We start from the raw sequence: 17,795 nt of genomic DNA on the forward strand, positions 1-17,795 counted from the left end.
CGGGGTGCGATCCACCACCCGGTGACTAACCTGGTCCGCATGGCGAACCTCAACAAGGCTTTCGTCGCCAGGCTAGCCGGACTGCCGGTGATCGGCCCTGACGGGGACGACATCGGGCGGATCCGTGACGTCGTGGTGACGATGCGTGCCCGGCACAAGCAGCCCCGGGTGCTCGGACTGGTGGTGGAGCTTCCGACCCGTCGGCGGATCTTCGTCCCGATGTTGAGGGTCGCGGCGGTCGAGCCCCGTTCGGTCGCGCTCATCTCCGGAACCATCAATCTTCACCGGTTCCAGTCCAGGCCCGGGGAGAACCTCGTGCTCGGTGCGCTGGTGGACTCGATCGTCGGGGTCGATCCGGACCGCAGTACGACCGGCATCGCGTCCCCCGGCGCGTCCGGGTCTGTCGGCACGGCCCTGTCGGCGCCGGCGGCGCGCTACCAGGTGGTCGACGTGGAGATCGAGCAGCAGCGCACCCGCGATTGGCTCGTCTCCCGTCTGGCCGTCCGGGTTCGACGCGGGCGCGGACCACTCGGTCGCCGGGGGCCGGTGTCGATCCAGCCGTGGGCTCGGATCGAGGGGCTGGACGACGACGCCATCGGCACCCCCGAACACGGGGCCGAGAGCCTGGTCGAACGCTATGCCGATCTCCGGCCGGCGGACGTCGCGCACGCCCTGCGGGAACTGCCCGAGGTGCGCCGGCTCGAGGTGGCCCGCACCCTCGACGACGAGCGGCTCGCGGACATCCTCCAGGAACTCCCCCACGACGAGCAGACCGAGATCGTGACCCGGCTCGAACTCGAACGGGCGGCGGACGTCCTCGAGGCGATGGACCCCGACGACGCCGCGGACCTGTTGGGGGAACTGCCGGAGAAAGACGCGGAATCGTTCCTCGAGCTCATGCACCCGGACGACTCCGCGCCGGTCCGGCGCCTGCTAACGTTCGACGCCGACACCGCCGGCGGGCTCATGACCCCGGAGCCCATCATCTTGTCGCCGCAGACGACCGTCGCGGAGGCCCTGGCCCACTGCCGCAATCCCGACCTGAGCCCGGCGCTGGCGAGTCTCGTCTTCGTGGTCCGGCCCCCCACGGCCACCCCGACGGGGAAGTACCTCGGCTGTGTCCACATCCAGGCACTGCTCAGGGAGTTGCCGTCGACGATGATCGCCGAGACCGTGGACACCAGCCTGTCCACCCTGCGCCCCACGGATTCGGTCGACTCGGTGACCAGGTTCTTCGCGACGTACAACCTCGTATGCGGCCCGGTCGTCGACGACGAGGGCCACCTGCTGGGGGCGGTGGCGGTCGATGATCTCCTCGATCACCTCCTCCCCGAGGACTGGCGTGACATGGACCTGCACGACAACAGGGAGGTACGTCGGTGACCGAACCCGGTACACGCTCGACTCTCTCGACCCCCGTCACCTCACGGCGGCCCCGCATCAGCGTCGATCCCGACGCCGTGGGTCGATACAGCGAGGCCATCGCACGCTTCTTCGGAACCGGCCAGTATCTGCTGATCCAGACGGTCGTCGTCATCGTCTGGATCCTCATCAACGTCACGGTGGTGGCGCTGCGCTTCGACCCCTACCCGTTCATCCTCCTCAATCTCGCCTTCTCCACCCAGGCGGCCTACGCGGCGCCGTTGATCCTGCTGGCACAGAACCGGCAGGAGGACCGGGACAAGGAGTCCATCGCCGTGGACAGGTTGCGCGCGACCCAGACCAAGGCGGACACCGAGTTCCTGGCCCGCGAGTTGGCCTCCGTCCGGCTCTCCGTGGGTGAGACGGTCACCCGCGACTACCTCCGCCGCGAGCTCGACGACCTCAAGAGCTCGGTCGAGCGGATCGAGGCCCTGCTCGCGACACGGGATTGTGATGGCGGTAACACCGAACCGGTCAAGAACGATTCAGACACCAGGGGCCGGAGGTAGCGTCGACCCGCACGGCAGCGATGTCACGACGCACCCCGCTCGCGACACCGTCCGGACGTTGTAGGGGGAACTTTGCGCAAGATCGCGCACGATACTGATCGACGGGCACTGACCAGCGCGGCGGTCGCCGTGGGTGTGATCGGCGTACTCACGGCCGTGAGCCTGACCATGGACCACAGTCGACCCACCGGCGCATCCGGCATAGTCCAGGCGGCCGAGACCGCGGCTCAGGATCCGTCGATCGCGCCCGGAACCACCTCCCCGACCTCTGAGACACCGCCGCCGAGCGAGACGGACGATCCCGGGGCCGCACACATCGAGCCGGCGACGATTCCCGACGGACCCCTGGGCATTCCCGGGATCGCCCTCGACGCCTACCACCGCGCCACCGACCGCCTCAACATCGAGAAGCCCGAGTGCGAGATGGACTGGACCATCCTCGCGGGGATCGGTCAGGTCGAGTCCAACCAGGGCCGAGGCCGCTTCGACGCGCAGGGCAACACCATCGGTCGGATTCTCGGTCCCCGCCTGGACGGATCGCTGCCCGGTACCGCCGTCATCACCGACACCGACGGTGGGAGGTTCGACGGCGACACCGAGTACGACCGGGCGGTCGGGCCCGTGCAGTTCATCCCGTCCACCTGGGCCGTGCTGGGCAGGGACGGCAACGGAGACGGTGTGGCCGACCCCAACAACATCTACGACGGCGCACTCGCGGCCGCGACCCTGTTGTGCGGACAGGGCGGGTCGATGGGCGACCCCGCGGCTCGCACCCGGGCCATCCTCGCCTACAACAACTCGCTCGCCTACGTCGCCAACGTCAACGCCTGGGCCCACGGGTACGCCGTCAACGCCTACCCGTTGCCCGCGGACCTGCCGGAGATCCACAAGCCCGAGCCGATCGTGGAACCCCCGGCGACCCCCGAACACTGCCCGGACGGCTGGGAGGGGCGGCCCACCGCCCCACCGGCGCCTCCCCGGCAGGGAGAGCCCGGAGAGCCCGGTGCCCCGGTGCCCGGGTGCACCGAGGTAACGCCGCCGCCCGCACCCCCTGCGGAGCCCGCACCGCCGTCCCCGTCCCCGGAGAACGTTCCGGCTCCTCGGCCGCCCGCGCCGCCTGCACAAGTCGCCCCGGCTCCACCCGGGTTGCCGGTCTTCGAGCTCCCCTGCATCGCGCCGTTCTGCGTGCCACCACCCGCCTGAATCGCCCGCCCCCACCCCGACGCCCCCACCCGGACGCCTAGACTCGGGGGCATCATGAGTGCACCCAGCGAAGAATCGATCCGCGCCGCCCTGGCCAAAGTCGACGACCCGGAGATCCGAAAGCCGCTCACCGAGCTCGGCATGGTCAAGGGCGTCAGCATCGACGAGGGTTCCGGCCGGGTCGACATAGGCATCTACCTGACGGTGGCCACGTGCCCGATGCGGGACACCATCACGGATCGGGTCCGCACCGCGGTCGCGGACGTCGCCGGCGTGGGCGAGGTCGTGGTCGACCTCGACGTGATGAACGACGAGCAGCGCACGGAACTGCGCAAACACCTCAGGGGCGACGCGGCCGAGCCCGTCATCCCGTTCGCCCAGCCCGGCAACCTGACCCGGGTGTACGCGGTCGCCTCGGGCAAGGGCGGCGTAGGTAAATCCACCGCCACCGTCAACCTCGCGACCGCGCTGGCGTCCCGCGGGCTGTCCGTGGGGGTTCTCGACGCGGACATCTACGGGCACTCCATCCCCCGGATGCTCGGCACCGACGCGCGACCCACCCAGGTCGAGCAGATGATCCTCCCGCCGGTCTCCCACGACGTGAAGGTCATCTCGATCGCCCAGTTCACCAAGGGCAACACCCCGGTGGTCTGGCGTGGCCCGATGTTGCACCGCGCACTCCAGCAGTTCCTCGCCGACGTGTACTGGGGGGACCTCGACGTGCTGCTGATGGATCTGCCGCCCGGCACGGGTGACGTGGCCATCTCGATCGCGCAACTCATCCCGTCGGCGGAGATCCTCGTGGTCACGACACCACAGCAGGCGGCCGCCGAGGTGGCCGAGCGGGCCGGGTCGATCGCCCTCCAGACGCGTCAGCGCATCGCGGGCGTGATCGAGAACATGTCCTGGCTCGAACTGTCCGACGGGACCCGCATGGACGTCTTCGGCACCGGCGGTGGCGCCGAGGTCGCCGCGAACCTCTCCCGCTCGGTGGGGGCGCCGGTCCGGCTGCTCGGCCAGGTGCCGCTCGAGCAGGCCGTCCGCGAGCACGGCGACGAGGGCACCCCGATCGTCCTGGCCGAACCGGACTCTCCGTCCGGCCGGGCCTACCGGGAGATCGCGGACGGTCTCGCGGTCCGGCCTCGCGGCCTGGCGGGGATGAACCTCGGTATCGACACCACCCGCCACCTCTGACCGGCGAACTGCGGTGTCGACCCGTCCGAGGGGGCGGGTGCGGGCGGCTCAGGTGGCGTCCGGGTCCCAGGTCGGCGTGGCGCCCGGAGACGTGGGCGAGGACAGGGGGGACGGCCCGGTCGACCGGGGGGCGGACGGGCGGGGTCCGGTTCTCTGGGGGCCGGCCGACTGCGAGCCGGTGGACTGATGTCCCGTTGACTGCGGCCCGGTGGACTGGGAACCGGCGGGTTGTGGCCCCCCTGCTGGCGCCGCTGCGCCGAAATCGCCCGTGAACAGGGAGTCGTCCCCGTCGAGGAGGTGTTTGGTCACCATCGCGCGGGGGCTCATGCCCCGCAGGTCGCTGAGCTGTTTGAGCGGTTCGCGGAACTCCTCGAAGTCGGCCCCGTAGTCATCGCGCAGCTGCTGCTGGGCGGTCCCTGCGAACTCCTTGACCTTGCGGATCGCGGAGGCGAGCCACCGGGCGGCTTCGGGCAGGCGTTCGGGCCCCAGGACGACGAGCGCGATCACGCCCAACACCAGGAGCTCGGACCAACCCACGTTTGAGAACATCGTCTCTGAGGATACGTCGTCCCGGCGCCCCTGGTCACCACGACCTCGGACCACGGCGGAGTCAGGCGAGGACGGGCCGGACGGTCACCTCGATCCGTGATCCGTCGCGGATGACCTCCACCGGGACGTCCACGTCCGCGCCGGCGCGACGGACGGCCACGATGAGTTCGTCGGAGGAGCGAACCCGACGGTCACCGATCATCGTCACCACGTCGCCTTCCCGCAGGCCGGCCTCGAGCGCGGGCGAGCCTTCGCGGACGTTGACGAGCTCGGCGCCCTCGACGTTGCCGTTGTCCGCCTTGCGCGCGTTCACTCCGATTGTGGCATGACGCACGGAGCCCTCGGTCATGAGCGAGGTCGCGATGGCGCGCACGTCGTTGACGGGAATCGCGAAACCCAGGCCGATCGATCCGCCGGTCCGGGTGAAGATCGAGGTGTTGATGCCGATCACCGCCCCACTGGCGTCGATGAGCGGGCCGCCCGAGTTGCCGGGATTGATCGCCGCGTCCGTCTGGATGGCGTCGATCACCACATCCCCGTCGGACGTCGACTCCCCCAGTGCGATCGGCCGCTCGGTGGCCGACACGATGCCCTCGGTGACCGTCCTGGCCAGGCCCAGGGGCGAACCGATGGCCACCACCTGCTCGCCCACCTCGACCCGCTCGGAATCCCCGAGTGTCGCCACGGTGAGGTTCTGGACCCCGTCGACCTTGAGCACCGCGAGGTCGGTCGCTGGGTCGCGGCCCACCAGTTCGGCCGACGCCCTGGTCCCGTCCGGGAAGACGACGTCGATGTCCGCCCGGTCCGCGGCGCCGTCCATCGTGACGACGTGATTGTTGGTGACGATGTAACCCTGCGGGTCGATGACGATACCGGAGCCCTCACCCCGCGCCGAGGGAGTCGAGACCTGGATGTTGACCACCGCCGGCTGGACGCGCTGGGCCACCTCACCTACCGGGTTGTCGGGCCGCAGGACGTTCGTCGGCGCGTCGGCGATGCGGACGGTCGATGTGGTGAGCACTCGCGCCGAATCGGCGACGACCGCTCCGATCCCACCAGCCACCAGGGCGATGACGGCGACGGCGGCGGCTGCTCCCGCGAGAGCCTGCCGACTCAGTCGCCGTTCGAACAGGGCCTCGGAGAGCGACAGCCTGGAAGGCGGGGGCCCGGAGTCACCGGACAGGTCCTGGGGCCCGAACTCCTCGGCCGCCTCCACGGCGGGTGCGCCGAACCCCACCGGCGCGTGGGGATCGCGCCAGGGGTCGGGTGATGCGGGTGGCGGCTCCTCGGCCTGGTCCTGCCACGACGGGTGTCGCTGGATTCCCCCGCCCGTGTCCTCGGACGGGCCGAACGCGGCGGCCAGTGCGGGGTCGGAATCGTCTCGGTGTGCCGGCCCGGACGCCTGGTCCGGTGACGAGGGGCCCGGTGACGAGGGGGCGTCCGGTAACGCCGGGCGACGGGGATCGAATCCCCCGGTCACCCCAGCCGGACGGGAGAAGATCCCCGCGGCGGCCTCGTCCACCTCGGGCTTGTGGATCGGGGCCGGCTCGCGGAGCGGTCGGTCGGGATCCGCACCCCGCCCCGCCGGGCCCGGCACTCCATTCTCATCCTCCACGCGGCCCAGCCTAACGGCCGGACGGGCGCAGGCGGCGCAGGAGCCTGGACCACGGGCTGCGCGACGAGGGCTCCGTGACCGGTGGGACGTCCTCGGACGCGCCCTCCCCGAGCCGTCGGAGCCGATCCCGCAGGTCCCCGGGCATGTGGATGGGCCCGGAACCGCGGAGAGCCCGACGTGCGTCCTGCTGTTCGGTCACCTCGCGGCGACATTGCGGGCACTGGGCGAGATGGGCGTCCGCGCGGACCTTTCCGGAGGCGGGGAGGCACCCGTCGACATACGCCGCGGCCGCTTCGGTGGAGAGGTGGTCGGTGGACAGGAAGTGGCGCCCCCCACGAGGTAGCGGCGTGCTCTCGGCCACTTCACGGACCGAATCCCGGGACAACCGGTACTCGGGGGTGGACCCGCGTCCCGCCTGGTGTCGGTCCACCCTCGCCCCTTCTCGTCCGTCCGCCTCGGCACCGGATCCCGGCCGGCGCCCGGTGCTCCCACCGTCCAAGGGGATCAACGCGCCGGGAGCGGCTCTGGTTCCCCGCAGACCCGGAGAGATCAGTCGACGCCCTGGTGCACCCCGGTCACCCCGGCCGCCTCGAGCTCGGCTCGCAGGGCGGACCGTCCCCGGTGGATCCGGCTGCGGACCGTCCCCATCTTCACCCCGAGGATGCGCCCGACCTCCTCGTAGCTGAGGTCCTCGATGTCGCACAGCACCACCGCCGCGCGGAACTCGGGTGAGAGGTTGGCCAGGGCGGTCTGGAGTACCGGATCGAAGGTCTCCTCCGAGAGGACCTGCTCCGGACTGCGTTCCCGGCCCGGCACCCGCTCGGCGTCGTCGGGGAGAGCTTCGAAGCGGATGCGGGACCGGCGTCGCGCCATGTCGAGGAAGAGGTTGGTGACGATGCGGTGCATCCACCCCTCGAAGGTGCCCGGCTTGTACTTGTCCAAGGACCTGAACACCCGGATGAACGCCTCCTGGGTGATGTCCTCCGCGTCGTGGGCGTTACCGCAGAGCCGGAAGGCCAGTCGGTAGACCCTGTCCCCGTGCTGGGCGACGAGGTGGGACCAGGACGGCATGTCCGCGGCGTCGCCGCTCGCGTCGAAGCGCGCGGTCCCCACCGCCTCCTCGTGGTCCCCGCCGGGGACGATCGACGTCTCGTGCACGGTCTGCGAGTACATGCGCTGCCGCCGCCTTCCGGCGCGGGATCCTCGCAAGTCGCCCGCGCGGTCTTCCGCCGCACCCTCGTGGCGCGACGTGGTCCCACCCTCCCTCATCGGGCTGTCCTCACGGTATACCCGTACTGAGATCCCCCTGAGAGTCTCATACCGATCCGATCACCGCGCGTTGGACACGTCGTACGCGCACACGGCGATACGCTGATCAGGTGTCCGATTCGACTGATGTCCCCGCCACCGACCGTTCCCGGCTCACCGATCTCGCGCGTCGCAGCGCCGGCCTGGTCGACGACTCGCTCTACGCCCCAGCACGCGCGGACGCGGCCGAACTGGGTGCCGCCTCTCCGGACGCGTTGACCGCCGAGGTGATCCGGTTGGTCGCGAGACTGACCGGCGCCCGGGCCGCGGTGTGCATCTCCCCCGCTCCCGGCGTCCCCGCCCTGGCGATCCTGGCGGCAGCCGGACAGGGCTCCGGGGCCGTGGTCACCTGCATCACCGACGACCCTCATCACCTGGAGGCGGCCCGGGCCGCGGTGCGGGACGCCGGCCACCCCGCGTCCGCCGCCCGCTACATCGCGGCGCGGCCCCTGGAGGTGGCGGACAGGCTCGCCGACGGGGCCTACGACCTGCTCGTCGCCGACGTGCCGGACCACTCGGTCTCCCGGGTACTGGCGAGGGCCCACCATCTGCTGCGCCCCGGTGGCGCGCTGGTGCTGATCGGTGAGCACGCTCCGCTGCCGGAGGGGGCGGACCTGCCCGAGCACGCTCACGCCACCGTCCTGCCCGTCGGCGGCGGGCTGACCGTCGTCACCCTTTGATCCACACCGCACCGGGCTGATCCACACCGGGCCGGGCGGCGGCCGGCCGGTGCCCGCCGATCCGTCTCAGCCCGGTAGCGACGTGACCGAGTTCTTGGACACGCTCACCACGCCGCCGGCACTGACGGGGAACCGCAGACGGTCGCGCTCATGGTCCACCCCGATCACGTCACCCGCCCCGATCTGACAGTTCTTGTCCACGATCGCCTTGCGCACCACGGCCCCCCGGCCGATCCGGACACCGGGCATGAGCACGCTGCCCTCCACCACGGCGCCGTCCTCCACGACCACATTGTTGGAGACCACGGAGTTGCGCACAGTGGCCGCGGAGATGATCGTCCCCGCCCCCACCATCGACTCCTGGGACATCCCACCGTTGACGAACTTGGCGGGCGGGAGGTTGTCCTGCTGCGTACGGATCGGCCACAGCTTGTTGTAGAGATTGAAGACCGGGTGCACCGAGACCAGATCCACGTGGGCGTCGTAGAAGGCGTCGATGGTCCCGACATCACGCCAGTACCCCTTGTCGCGCTCCGTCTCACCCGGGACCCGGTTGCGAGCGAAGTCGTACACGTACGCGCGCTCCTGTTCCACCAGCGCGGGGATGATGTCCCCGCCCATGTCGTGGGTGGAATCCGGCTTCTCCGCATCGGCCTTGAGGGCGTCGACGAGCGCGTCCGCGGTGAAGATGTAGTTGCCCATCGAGGCGAAGGTCGCGTCCGGGTCGTCCGGAGTCCCCGGCGGATCGGAGGGCTTCTCGACCCAGTCGCGGATCAGGTCGTCCTCCCCCGCGTCGATGCAACCGAAGGCGAAGGCCTCACGCCGCGGGACCCGGATCCCGGCGACCGTGACCGCGGCTCCCGTCTCGATGTGGTGCTCCAGCATCTGACGGGGATCCATGCGGTACACGTGGTCCGCCCCGAAGACGACGATGTGGTCGGGCCTCTCGTCGTAGACCAGGTTCAACGATTGCAGGATGGCGTCCGCCGATCCGGTGTACCACCGCGGCCCGAGCCGCTGCTGCGCGGGGACGGGGGTGATGTACTCACCGCCCATCCCGCTCATGTGCCACACCTGCGAGATGTGCCTGTCGAGGGAGTGCGATTTGTACTGCGTGAGGACGCAGATCCGCATGAAGCCGGCGTTGACGAGGTTGCTCAGGACGAAGTCGATCAACCTGTAGGACCCGCCGAACGGGACCGCTGGTTTGGCGCGGTCCGCCGTGTGCGGGAAGAGTCGCTTGCCCTCGCCACCGGCGAGGACTATTGCTAGGACGTGCGGCTGATTCCTCACACCCCCACCGTAACGATTTCCGGGCCGCCGACGCGGGCCATCGCGGGACTTGCCCCCGCACCGCCCCGGCAGGACACCCCGTGGTCGGGCGGGGTTCACCCGCAACGCTCCAGGGGACGCCGTGGGCGGCTAGGTTGGCCGGTGTGCGAGTAGCGATGATGACGAGGGAGTACCCGCCGGAGGTCTACGGCGGGGCGGGCGTCCACGTGACCGAACTGGTGGCCACCCTGAGGCCGCTGTGTGAGGTCGACGTCCTGTGCATGGGCGCCGACCGGGACACCGCTCGGGCGTTTCGCCCCGATCCGGAGCTGGGCGAGGACGCCAACCCCGCGATCCGCACCCTCTCGGCGGGCCTGCGCATGTGTGTGGCCGCGGAGGGGGCGGACATCGTCCACTCCCACACCTGGTACGCGGGCCTCGCGGGTCACCTCGCCGGGGAGCTCTACGGGATCCCGCATGTGGTGTCCGCGCACTCGCTGGAACCCAGTCGCCCGTGGAAGGCGGAACAACTCGGCGGAGGCTACCGCGTCTCGTCGTGGTCCGAGCGCAACGCCTTCGCCCACGCGGATGCGGTGGTCGCCGTGAGTGCGAGGATGAAGGACGAGATCCTCCGCGTCTACCCCGAGGTCGACCCGAGCCGGATCCACGTGATCCTCAACGGTATCGACACCTCCGTGTGGTCGCCGGTCGAGACGTTCGCCGGCGAGGACTCCGTCCTCCGCCGCCACGGTGTCGACCCCGACCGGCCGATCGTGGCGTTCGTCGGCCGCATCACCCGACAGAAGGGGGTGCCCCACCTGGTCCGTGCCGCCCGGGACTTCCACCCGGACGCGCAGCTCGTGCTGTGCGCGGGTGCGCCGGACACCCCGGAGATCGCCGCCGAGATGGAGTCCCTGGTCGGCGATCTGCAGTCCTCCCGTGACGGCGTGTTCTGGCTCCGTGACATGTTGCCGCGCGACGAGGTCATCGAGATCCTCTCCGCCGCCACGGTGTTCGCGTGCCCATCCGTGTACGAACCCCTCGGGATCGTCAACCTCGAGGCGATGGCGTGCGACACCGCGGTCGTGGCTTCTGATGTCGGGGGGATCCCGGAGGTCGTCGTCGACGGCGAGACCGGCATCCTCGTCCATTACGACGAGGCGGACCCGGACGCCTTCGAGGCCGGCCTCGCCGCCGCGGTCAACGAGCTGGTGGCCGACCCCGTCGAGGCCGCCGCCTACGGCCGCGCCGGTCAGGAGCGGGCCCGGACCCGGTTCGCGTGGGAGGCGATCGCCGAGCAGACCCACGCGATGTACGCCTCACTCCTGTAGAGACCTGCGGAAGGACCGCACTTCGACGTGGACCCGCAGGGGAGCGTCACCGACCCCCACCGCGGCCTCGACACCGGCGCGGTCCAGGTGCACGCCACTGGGCCCCATGAGCGCGAGATCCGCGGCGATGCGCGCGGGGACCGCCGTGGTGACGTCGACCACCCGGACCGGTCCGGTGTCGAAGCCCGCGGCCAGTCGGGTGTCGAGGAGTTGCGCTTTGTCCGACGCGGGCGCGAGCATCCCGGCACGGGTCCGCAGGGGCTCGAGGTGGCCCGGGCCCGGCACCGCGACGAGCAGGGTCCCGCCCGGTCGTAGGACCCGCGCGAACTCGGCGGGGTTCCTGGGTGCGAAGACCACCTGGACCACATCGACGCACCCGTCCTCCAGGGGTAACCCGTCCCACGTGTCGACGACCAGCGCCGCGACGAGAGGATTGACGCGGGCCAGCCGACGGGCGGCGGCGACGGAGAGTTCCGTGCCGATGCCGAGCGGGCCTCCCGCGGCGTCCGCGGCCTCATCGCCCCCCGCACCACAGCTCGCACCACTGCCCGCCCCGCTCCTCGGACCGGTACGGCGCAGCGCGTCGATGACCCTGTCGAGATAGAACCCGGTGCCGGCACCGGCGTCCAGGACCACGGGGCGATCGTCTGAGTCGACCGTCCCGGCAAACCCCTTCGACACCGCCTCCACCGCCGCTTCCACCAGCACCTCGGCCACGCCGTCGAACACCCCGTGGCCGAGGACTCGTTCGCGGGCGGCGACCTGGTCCACCGAATCGCCGGGGAATCGTCGGCCCCGTGCGCCGAGGAGCGTCAGATGACCACCGCGCGCGCGGTCGAACGCATGCCCGCCTTCGCACCGCACTCCGGCCTCTGTCGACTCCAGGCGCGCTCGGCACAGCGGACACCGCAACAGCGGCACCGCCCTCGTCAGCGCGGCCGGGGCCGGGGTCACCGCCGCGGCCGGTCCACGAGATCCCGGAGCAGCCCCACCAGGGTGCGGGTGGCGAAACCGGTCGCCACCGGTCCTACCTCGTCGATCTCCTCCGGAGACCGCGCCGGGCCGGCGATGTCCAGGTGAGCCCACGGCCGACCGTCGACGAACCCCTCCAGGAAGAGGGCCGCGGTGATCGCACCCGGGCCCGCGGGAGCCTGCCGCCGATCCGCGATACCGGAATCCACGGCCCGGCGCAGGTCGTCGGGAAGCGGGAGGCGCCACCACCGCTCGCCCGCGTCCGCTCCCGCGGTGGACACGCGGTCCGCGAGATCGTCGTCGGTCGCCATCACCGCACCCGTCCGCATCCCGAGCGCCACCTTCATCGCCCCGGTCAGAGTGGCCACGTCCACGACCACGTCCGGATCGCATTCCGCGATACCGTGCACCAACGCATCGGCCAGCACCATCCGGCCCTCCGCGTCCGTGTTGGTCACCTCCGACGTCGTACCCCCCACGTGCGTGACCACGTCCCCGGGTCGGTACGCGGAACCGGAGAGCATGTTCTCGGCCGAGGGCACCACGACGGTCACATCGAGATCGGCGTACCGGTCACTCGCGTCGGCGCAGTACGAGGCCGCGGCCGCCACGACCGCGGCCGAACCCGCCATGTCCGTGCGCATGAGATGCATCCCGTCCGCCGGTTTGACCGAGATCCCGCCGGTGTCGAACGTGATGCCCTTTCCCACCAGCAGCACGCGCGTACCGGGTCCGGGTCGGCGCGCCACCAGGACCCGGGGGGACGCGGCGGAACCACCGCCCACCGCGAGGACACCCCCGAATCCGCCCTCGACGAGCTCGTCACCCTCGAGCACCCGGGTCCTCATCCCGGCATCGGACAGCACGTCGGCCATCCGCGCCACGAGCCACTCAGGGGTCTTGAGGTCGGCGGGAGCGCCGGCGAGATCGCGGGCCAGGGCGGTCGCCCGAGCGGAGCCCTCGGCGGCCGCCACGGTGGCGCGGACGACCTCCTCGTCGTCGTCCTCGGTCCCCGTGCCGGTCGACACCCGGACCACCAGGGCCGGTGGCACCGGCGTCAGCTCGGCGGCGAAGACGTCCTGACCACGGGCGCCCAGGAGGTATCCCAGCACCAGATCCCCCAGCCGGTCCACCGGAACGACCCCGGGAACCGCGACCGCGACCTGCTCGGTCCTGCCCGTATCGCGCAGGTGCCTCGCCACGGCCGCCCCCGCGCGCCGGAAACCGATCCCGACGTCCACCGTGCCCGCCCAGCCGGGGCGGGGCGACGACGCGTCGACCTCCACCTCCACCACCGGCCGCCCGTCGACGACGCTCGTCCGCGCCTCCGCCGGGCGACCACGGAGGGATCCGACCGTCGCCGCGGGCCGGGTGACCAGGGGCCATCCGTCGACGTCCTCCGATCCGCCGACCACTCGGACGGTGGGAAGTGGACGTGAGGGGATCTCGGACATCGGGTTCACCTTCCGTAGAGCCGAAACGACGCACCCGCCACGTGGGTCGGGTGCGTCGAGTCGACAGAGCAGAGAACGATCAGGAGATGGCCTGGGTCAGCTCCTCGCCGAGCGACCTCGCCTCATCGGGGGTCAACTCCACGACGAGGCGTCCGCCACCCTCGAGAGGGACGCGCATGACGATCCCGCGGCCCTCCTTGGCCGCTTCCATCGGTCCGTCACCGGTCCTGGGCTTCATAGCCGCCATCAGGTCGATTCCCTTCGTCCTTGGCAGTGGGCCGCGTCCGATGAGGACGACCGCGCCCACGTGCGGTGTTGCTGAATGGATGCTGCGATTCTAGCGCGTCACACCGTGCCCGGACGCGGGAGCGCGTTCTGGGCCCGCCTCGTCCGAGGCCTGCGGGCCGTTTCCCGCGCCGTCGAGTCGAGCGCGGAGGCGGTCGATCTCCGCGGCCGCCTCCTCGAGCGCCCAGTCCACCTCCGCCATCGTGTACCCACGTGCGGACATCCCGAACCGGACCGATCGCAGATCGTCTCCACGGAGCGGGCCCTCCGGCAGCGAGGTGACCGTGTGGCCCCGCGCCACGGCCGGCAGTAACTCGGAGCGGCCGAAGACCACGACTGACAGGGCGAAGAGCGCGGCGGCGACGATCAGGGTGAGCACCACGTAGACGACGACGGTGAGCATGCGGGCGAGTCCCCCTCGGATTCCGGGCCGGTCCCCCAGTCTGGCACATCCGCCACGACGGCGGCGGCGGCGACTCGCCCGGGGTCAGGCCAGGCCCCGGACCGTTCGCGCAGGTGGGCGGCTCCCCGAGATGGATGCGACCATTTCCACCGCCCTACGGGTCGCGAGCACGTCGTGGGTGCGGAACACCCGGGCACCCATCATCGCCGCGACGGCGGTCGCGGCCAGTGTGCCCTCCGCCCTGTCGTCGATGCCCGCGTCCAGGGTCTCGCCGATGAAGTCCTTGTTGCTCAGAGCCATGAGGACGGGGTGGCCCAGGGCGACGATCTCGTCCAGCCGCCGCAGCAGTTCCAGACCGTGGAAGGTGTTCTTCCCGAAATCGTGGGTGGGGTCGATCAGGATCCCGTCGGCCGGGACGCCCGCGGCGGTCGCGCGGTCGGTGGCGGCCGACAGTTCCGCGACCACGTCGAGCACGACATCGCGGTACCCGACCCGGAAGGGACGGGTCCGCGGAACCGCGCCGCCGGTGTGGGAACACACGAATCCCGCCCCCACCTCGCCAGCTGCGGCCAGAACCTCGGGATCGTGTCCGGCCCACGTGTCGTTGACCAGATCGGCCCCTGCGGCCAGCGCCTGCCTGGCGACCGACCCGCGCCAGGTGTCGACGGAGAGGACGACGTCGGGGTACCTGCTGCGCACCGCCTCGACGAAGGGGACGACCCGACGCACCTCCTCACGGGCGTCGACGAGCTCACCGGGCCCCGCTTTGACCCCACCGATGTCGAGGATGTCCGCGCCGTCCGCCACGCACCGCTCGACCCGCTCCATCGCCGCCGCGTCGGTGAAGCTCGCTCCGCGGTCGTAGAAGGAGTCGGGGGTGCGATTGACGATCGCCATCACCAGTGGACGGTCGACGGGAACCGGGTGACCGCAGAGCGTGGGCGGTGGGGTCGAGGGCGGTGGGGTCACCGACGCCCTCCGCAGGCGTCGAGGGCTGCCTCCACCTCATCGCGGACCACGAGATGCTCGAACGCCTGAGGTGAGACCAGCCCCGACTCGACGAGTCCCCTTACCCAGTCCAGCAACGGCCGGTAGAAGCCGATCGGGTCGTAGAGCACCACCGGCTTGTGGTGGAAACCGAGCGAGGCGGACGTCCACATCTCGAACATCTCCTCCATAGTCCCGATCCCCCCGGGCAGGGTGAGGAAGGCGTCGGAGCGCTCCTCCATCTCGCGCTTGCGCTCCCGCATGGTGGTCACCACCACCAACTCGTCCGCGGCGGTGTCGGCCACCTCCCGCACCCGCAGCCCCTCGGGGATGACACCCACGGTCCGGGCTCCGCCGTCCCGCACCGCCTCCGCGACCGCGCCCATCATCGACACGTGCCCTCCACCCGAGACCAGGGACCACCCGCGGCGGGCGATAGCCGCCCCCACCTCGGTGGCGATCCCCAGCAGCTCGGGGTCGTACGACGAGGAGGCGCAGTAGACGCAGACCCTGCGCCCGGGCACCGGGGCCATCATCGTTCGACCCCGCGGTGCTCCTCGCCGAACAGGTCTTCCCGCTCCTCTGCGGTCAGCGCGGCCTGATGATGCGCCCGGCGGATGTACTGGACGGCCTCGTCGACGGAATCCGTGACAAGGAACAGATCGAGATCGGACGCCGAGACCATGCCCTGCTCGGCGAGGGTGCCCCGGATCCAGTCCACCAGAGGTGTCCAGAAGTCCACACCCAGCAACACGATCGGGAACCGGGTGATCTTGTTGGTCTGGACCAGGGTGATGGCCTCGAAGAACTCGTCGAGGGTGCCGAAACCGCCCGGGGTGCACACGAAGGCCTGCGTGTACTTGACGAACATCGTCTTGCGGACGAAGAAGTAGCGGAAGTGCAGGCCGAGGTCGACCCAGCGGTTGATCCCCTGCTCCGTGGGCAGCTCGATCCCCAGACCCACGGACTCACCGTTCGCCTCCCAGGCGCCCTTGTTCGCCGCCTCCATCTGACCGGGCCCACCACCGGTCACGACGGCGTACCCCGCCTCGGCGAGCGCACGACCCAGTTCGACCGCCTGCTCGTAGGCGGGATCGCCCGGGCGCGTCCGCGCCGAGCCGAAGACGCTCACCGCGTCGGAGAGCTCCGCGAGTGCACCGAACCCGTTGACGAACTCGCTCTGGATACGCAGGACCCGCCACGGGTCGGTGTGCAACCAGTCTGTGTCCTGATTCTTGTCCAGCAACCGCTGGTCCGTGGTCGTGCGATCGCCGCCCTTGTCCCGTCGTAGGAGGAGCGGGCCGCGCAGGTGTACCGAATCGTTCTGTGCCATCAGGGTCAGATCTCCTACAGTGGTCGGCCCGGAATCGGAGGCCGGATCGTGTCGGCTCCGGGGTTCAGCCGGATGCGGTGAGGTAGGCGTGGAGCATCCCGGTCACCGCGGTGATCTGGGTGGCCGGGCAGTGTTCCTCCCGCGTGTGCGCCAACCCGGGATCGCCCGGGCCGAGGTTCACCGCGGGGATGCCCAGAGCAGCGAACCGCGACACGTCGGTCCACCCGTACTTCGCCCGCACCCGCCCACCCGCCGCACGCACGAGGTCGGCGGCCGCCGGGGCCGCGAGACCGGGCAGCGCTCCCGGGGACATGTCGGTCAGTTCCCAGTACACGCCGGGCTCGTTCGGCGGATCCTCACCCGTGGGGATGCGGTCCGGCCGGGTCAGCCCGAGCGCCTCGAGTGCGTGCGTGAGCGCCGCATGGGGATCCCGGTCCGGGGCGAACCGGAAGTTGACGTCGAGCCATGCCTCGTCTGGGACGGTGTTGCCGGCCACGCCTGCGGACATCCGCACCGCCTGCAGCCCCTCCCTGTACACGCATCCGTCGATGTCCACCGAGCGCGGCTCGTACGACTCGAGCGCCGCCAACAGCGGGGCGAGCCGGTGTACCGCGTTGTCGCCCAACCAACTCCGCGCCGAGTGGGCTCGGGTGCCGCGGGTGTGGATCCGTAGACGGAGGGTCCCCTGACATCCCGCCTCGATCAGACCACCGGTGGGCTCACCGAGGATCGCCACGTCCCCGCGGAGCCAGTCAAGGTGGCTGCGCTCGAGAAACCCCAGGCCGTTGGCGGTGGCCTCGATCTCCTCGCAGTCGTAGAGGACGAGGGTGAGATCGTGTGCGAGCCCGGCGGAGTCGGCCAGGGTCGCGAACAGGTGGAGGAACACCGCGTCCCCGGACTTCATGTCGACCGCCCCGCACCCGTGCAGGACCAGATCCTCGCCTTCTCCGGTGATCGTGGACGGCACGTTGTCCGCCACCGGGACGGTGTCGAGATGGCCCGCGAGTACCACGCGCGTGGGCAGGCCCCTGGTGGTCCGGGCCAGGACGCGGTCGCCGTCCCGGATGAGTTCGGTCCGCCCGGCGGCCGGCCCGGTGAAACCGGCGACCGCCTTCTCGAGCGCGGCGTGGACGGCGCCGGCGATCGCCGCTTCCGCCCGGGAGGGGCTGGGGATGTCGACGAGCGCACGGGCGAGGTCGACCGGGTCTGCGGTCAGATCGAGGGCGGCGGTCACGGCGTCCACCTTAGATGCCCGTCGCCGTTGCGCGCCGGGGACGA

At 71.0% G+C, this 17,795-nt stretch carries 19 protein-coding genes; 6 read left to right on the top strand and 13 right to left on the bottom strand.

The features are described from left to right. Positions 1–39 precede the first annotated feature (39 nt). The 4 genes from H483_RS30520 (at position 40) to H483_RS30535 (ending at position 4,328) form a co-directional block, all read left to right on the top strand. On the top strand, positions 40–1,383 hold the full coding sequence (locus H483_RS30520) for a magnesium transporter MgtE N-terminal domain-containing protein (protein WP_017837107.1): 1,344 nt from the start codon (positions 40–42) through the stop codon (positions 1,381–1,383). After that, positions 1,380–1,931, top strand: coding sequence for a DUF1003 domain-containing protein (locus tag H483_RS30525; protein ID WP_017837108.1), 552 nt, complete (start codon positions 1,380–1,382; stop codon positions 1,929–1,931). The genes H483_RS30520 and H483_RS30525 overlap by 4 nt, the downstream gene beginning before the upstream one ends. Positions 1,932–2,003: 72 nt before the next feature. Continuing rightward, entirely contained in the window at positions 2,004–3,134 is a 1,131-nt protein-coding gene (locus H483_RS30530; protein WP_017837109.1) for a lytic transglycosylase domain-containing protein, read from the top strand. A gap of 54 nt (positions 3,135–3,188) precedes the next feature. Continuing rightward, positions 3,189–4,328: an Mrp/NBP35 family ATP-binding protein gene (locus H483_RS30535; protein WP_017837110.1), complete on the top strand. Its 1,140-nt coding sequence runs from the start codon at positions 3,189–3,191 to the stop codon at positions 4,326–4,328. A 48-nt stretch (positions 4,329–4,376) separates the two neighbouring features. Here H483_RS30535 and tatB read toward each other — a convergent pair whose 3' ends face one another. The 4 genes from tatB to sigE form a co-directional block, all read right to left on the bottom strand. Continuing rightward, complete coding sequence (gene tatB / locus H483_RS30540) at positions 4,377–4,877, bottom strand: Sec-independent protein translocase protein TatB (protein WP_017837111.1); 501 nt, start codon at positions 4,875–4,877, stop codon at positions 4,377–4,379. A gap of 61 nt (positions 4,878–4,938) precedes the next feature. Beyond that, a complete protein-coding gene (locus tag H483_RS30545; RefSeq protein ID WP_238556297.1) occupies positions 4,939–6,492 on the bottom strand; it encodes a S1C family serine protease in 1,554 nt (517 codons plus the stop codon). Positions 6,493–6,502: 10 nt separating this feature from the next. Next, a complete protein-coding gene (locus tag H483_RS30550) occupies positions 6,503–6,922 on the bottom strand; it encodes an anti-sigma factor (protein WP_017837113.1) in 420 nt (139 codons plus the stop codon). Between the two features lie 119 nt (positions 6,923–7,041). Further along, positions 7,042–7,665 carry an RNA polymerase sigma factor SigE gene (gene sigE, locus H483_RS30555; protein ID WP_017837114.1) on the bottom strand — a complete coding sequence of 208 codons (624 nt, stop codon included), beginning with the start codon at positions 7,663–7,665 and terminating at the stop codon, positions 7,042–7,044. A 206-nt stretch (positions 7,666–7,871) separates the two neighbouring features. On the opposite strand from sigE, the gene H483_RS30560 reads away from it, so the two are divergent. Further along, complete coding sequence (locus H483_RS30560) at positions 7,872–8,480, top strand: O-methyltransferase (protein ID WP_017837115.1); 609 nt, start codon at positions 7,872–7,874, stop codon at positions 8,478–8,480. Between the two features lie 66 nt (positions 8,481–8,546). Here the strand turns inward: H483_RS30560 and glgC are convergent, their stop codons facing one another. Beyond that, the gene (glgC, locus tag H483_RS30565; RefSeq protein ID WP_017837116.1) at positions 8,547–9,773 is read right to left on the bottom strand and encodes a glucose-1-phosphate adenylyltransferase; all 1,227 of its coding nucleotides are present in this window, start codon (positions 9,771–9,773) and stop codon (positions 8,547–8,549) included. Between the two features lie 143 nt (positions 9,774–9,916). On the opposite strand from glgC, the gene glgA reads away from it, so the two are divergent. Further along, positions 9,917–11,083, top strand: coding sequence for a glycogen synthase (glgA, locus tag H483_RS30570; protein WP_202959114.1), 1,167 nt, complete (start codon positions 9,917–9,919; stop codon positions 11,081–11,083). Here glgA and H483_RS30575 read toward each other — a convergent pair. The 8 genes from H483_RS30575 to dapE all read right to left on the bottom strand — a co-directional run bounded on the left by H483_RS30575 (position 11,072) and on the right by dapE (position 17,751). Continuing rightward, positions 11,072–12,037: a putative RNA methyltransferase gene (locus H483_RS30575; RefSeq protein ID WP_238556298.1), complete on the bottom strand. Its 966-nt coding sequence runs from the start codon at positions 12,035–12,037 to the stop codon at positions 11,072–11,074. The genes glgA and H483_RS30575 overlap by 12 nt on opposite strands. After that, positions 12,034–13,509, bottom strand: a complete 1,476-nt coding sequence (locus tag H483_RS30580; protein ID WP_017837119.1) for a M17 family metallopeptidase — start codon at positions 13,507–13,509, stop codon at positions 12,034–12,036. The genes H483_RS30575 and H483_RS30580 overlap by 4 nt, the downstream gene beginning before the upstream one ends. A 79-nt stretch (positions 13,510–13,588) precedes the next feature. Continuing rightward, positions 13,589–13,756 carry a DUF3117 domain-containing protein gene (locus H483_RS38800; protein WP_081615186.1) on the bottom strand — a complete coding sequence of 56 codons (168 nt, stop codon included), beginning with the start codon at positions 13,754–13,756 and terminating at the stop codon, positions 13,589–13,591. Positions 13,757–13,846: 90 nt separating this feature from the next. Then, on the bottom strand, positions 13,847–14,197 hold the full coding sequence (locus H483_RS30585) for a DivIVA domain-containing protein (RefSeq protein ID WP_017837121.1): 351 nt from the start codon (positions 14,195–14,197) through the stop codon (positions 13,847–13,849). An 84-nt stretch (positions 14,198–14,281) separates the two neighbouring features. Continuing rightward, positions 14,282–15,094, bottom strand: a complete 813-nt coding sequence (gene folP / locus H483_RS30590) for a dihydropteroate synthase (protein WP_081615195.1) — start codon at positions 15,092–15,094, stop codon at positions 14,282–14,284. A 68-nt stretch (positions 15,095–15,162) separates the two neighbouring features. Continuing rightward, positions 15,163–15,717, bottom strand: a complete 555-nt coding sequence (locus H483_RS30595) for a TIGR00730 family Rossman fold protein (protein ID WP_017837123.1) — start codon at positions 15,715–15,717, stop codon at positions 15,163–15,165. After that, positions 15,717–16,517 (bottom strand): TIGR00730 family Rossman fold protein, encoded by an 801-nt coding sequence (locus tag H483_RS30600; protein WP_017837124.1) that lies wholly within the window; start codon positions 16,515–16,517, stop codon positions 15,717–15,719. Before H483_RS30600 ends, H483_RS30595 begins: the two co-directional genes overlap by 1 nt. A 64-nt stretch (positions 16,518–16,581) precedes the next feature. Beyond that, a complete protein-coding gene (dapE, locus tag H483_RS30605; protein WP_017837125.1) occupies positions 16,582–17,751 on the bottom strand; it encodes a succinyl-diaminopimelate desuccinylase in 1,170 nt (389 codons plus the stop codon). Positions 17,752–17,795: the final 44 nt, after the last annotated feature.

This window comes from Dietzia sp. UCD-THP (genome assembly GCF_000349585.1).
GTDB classification, from domain to species: Bacteria; Actinomycetota; Actinomycetes; order Mycobacteriales; family Mycobacteriaceae; genus Dietzia; species Dietzia natronolimnaea_A.

Excerpts from the sequence above, each read along its gene's own strand:
- H483_RS30535 (WP_017837110.1), top strand. The coding sequence starts at position 3,189 with ATGAGTGCACCCAGCGAAGAATCGATCCGCGCCGCCCTGGCCAAAGTC.
- H483_RS30585 (WP_017837121.1), bottom strand. The coding sequence starts at position 14,197 with ATGCTCACCGTCGTCGTCTACGTGGTGCTCACCCTGATCGTCGCCGCC.
- tatB (WP_017837111.1), bottom strand. The coding sequence starts at position 4,877 with ATGTTCTCAAACGTGGGTTGGTCCGAGCTCCTGGTGTTGGGCGTGATC.
- H483_RS30600 (WP_017837124.1), bottom strand. The coding sequence starts at position 16,517 with ATGGCACAGAACGATTCGGTACACCTGCGCGGCCCGCTCCTCCTACGA.
- H483_RS38800 (WP_081615186.1), bottom strand. The coding sequence starts at position 13,756 with ATGGCGGCTATGAAGCCCAGGACCGGTGACGGACCGATGGAAGCGGCC.
- H483_RS30595 (WP_017837123.1), bottom strand. The coding sequence starts at position 15,717 with ATGGCCCCGGTGCCCGGGCGCAGGGTCTGCGTCTACTGCGCCTCCTCG.
- folP (WP_081615195.1), bottom strand. The coding sequence starts at position 15,094 with ATGGCGATCGTCAATCGCACCCCCGACTCCTTCTACGACCGCGGAGCG.
- H483_RS30580 (WP_017837119.1), bottom strand. The coding sequence starts at position 13,509 with ATGTCCGAGATCCCCTCACGTCCACTTCCCACCGTCCGAGTGGTCGGC.
- sigE (WP_017837114.1), bottom strand. The coding sequence starts at position 7,665 with ATGTACTCGCAGACCGTGCACGAGACGTCGATCGTCCCCGGCGGGGAC.
- H483_RS30520 (WP_017837107.1), top strand. The coding sequence starts at position 40 with ATGGCGAACCTCAACAAGGCTTTCGTCGCCAGGCTAGCCGGACTGCCG.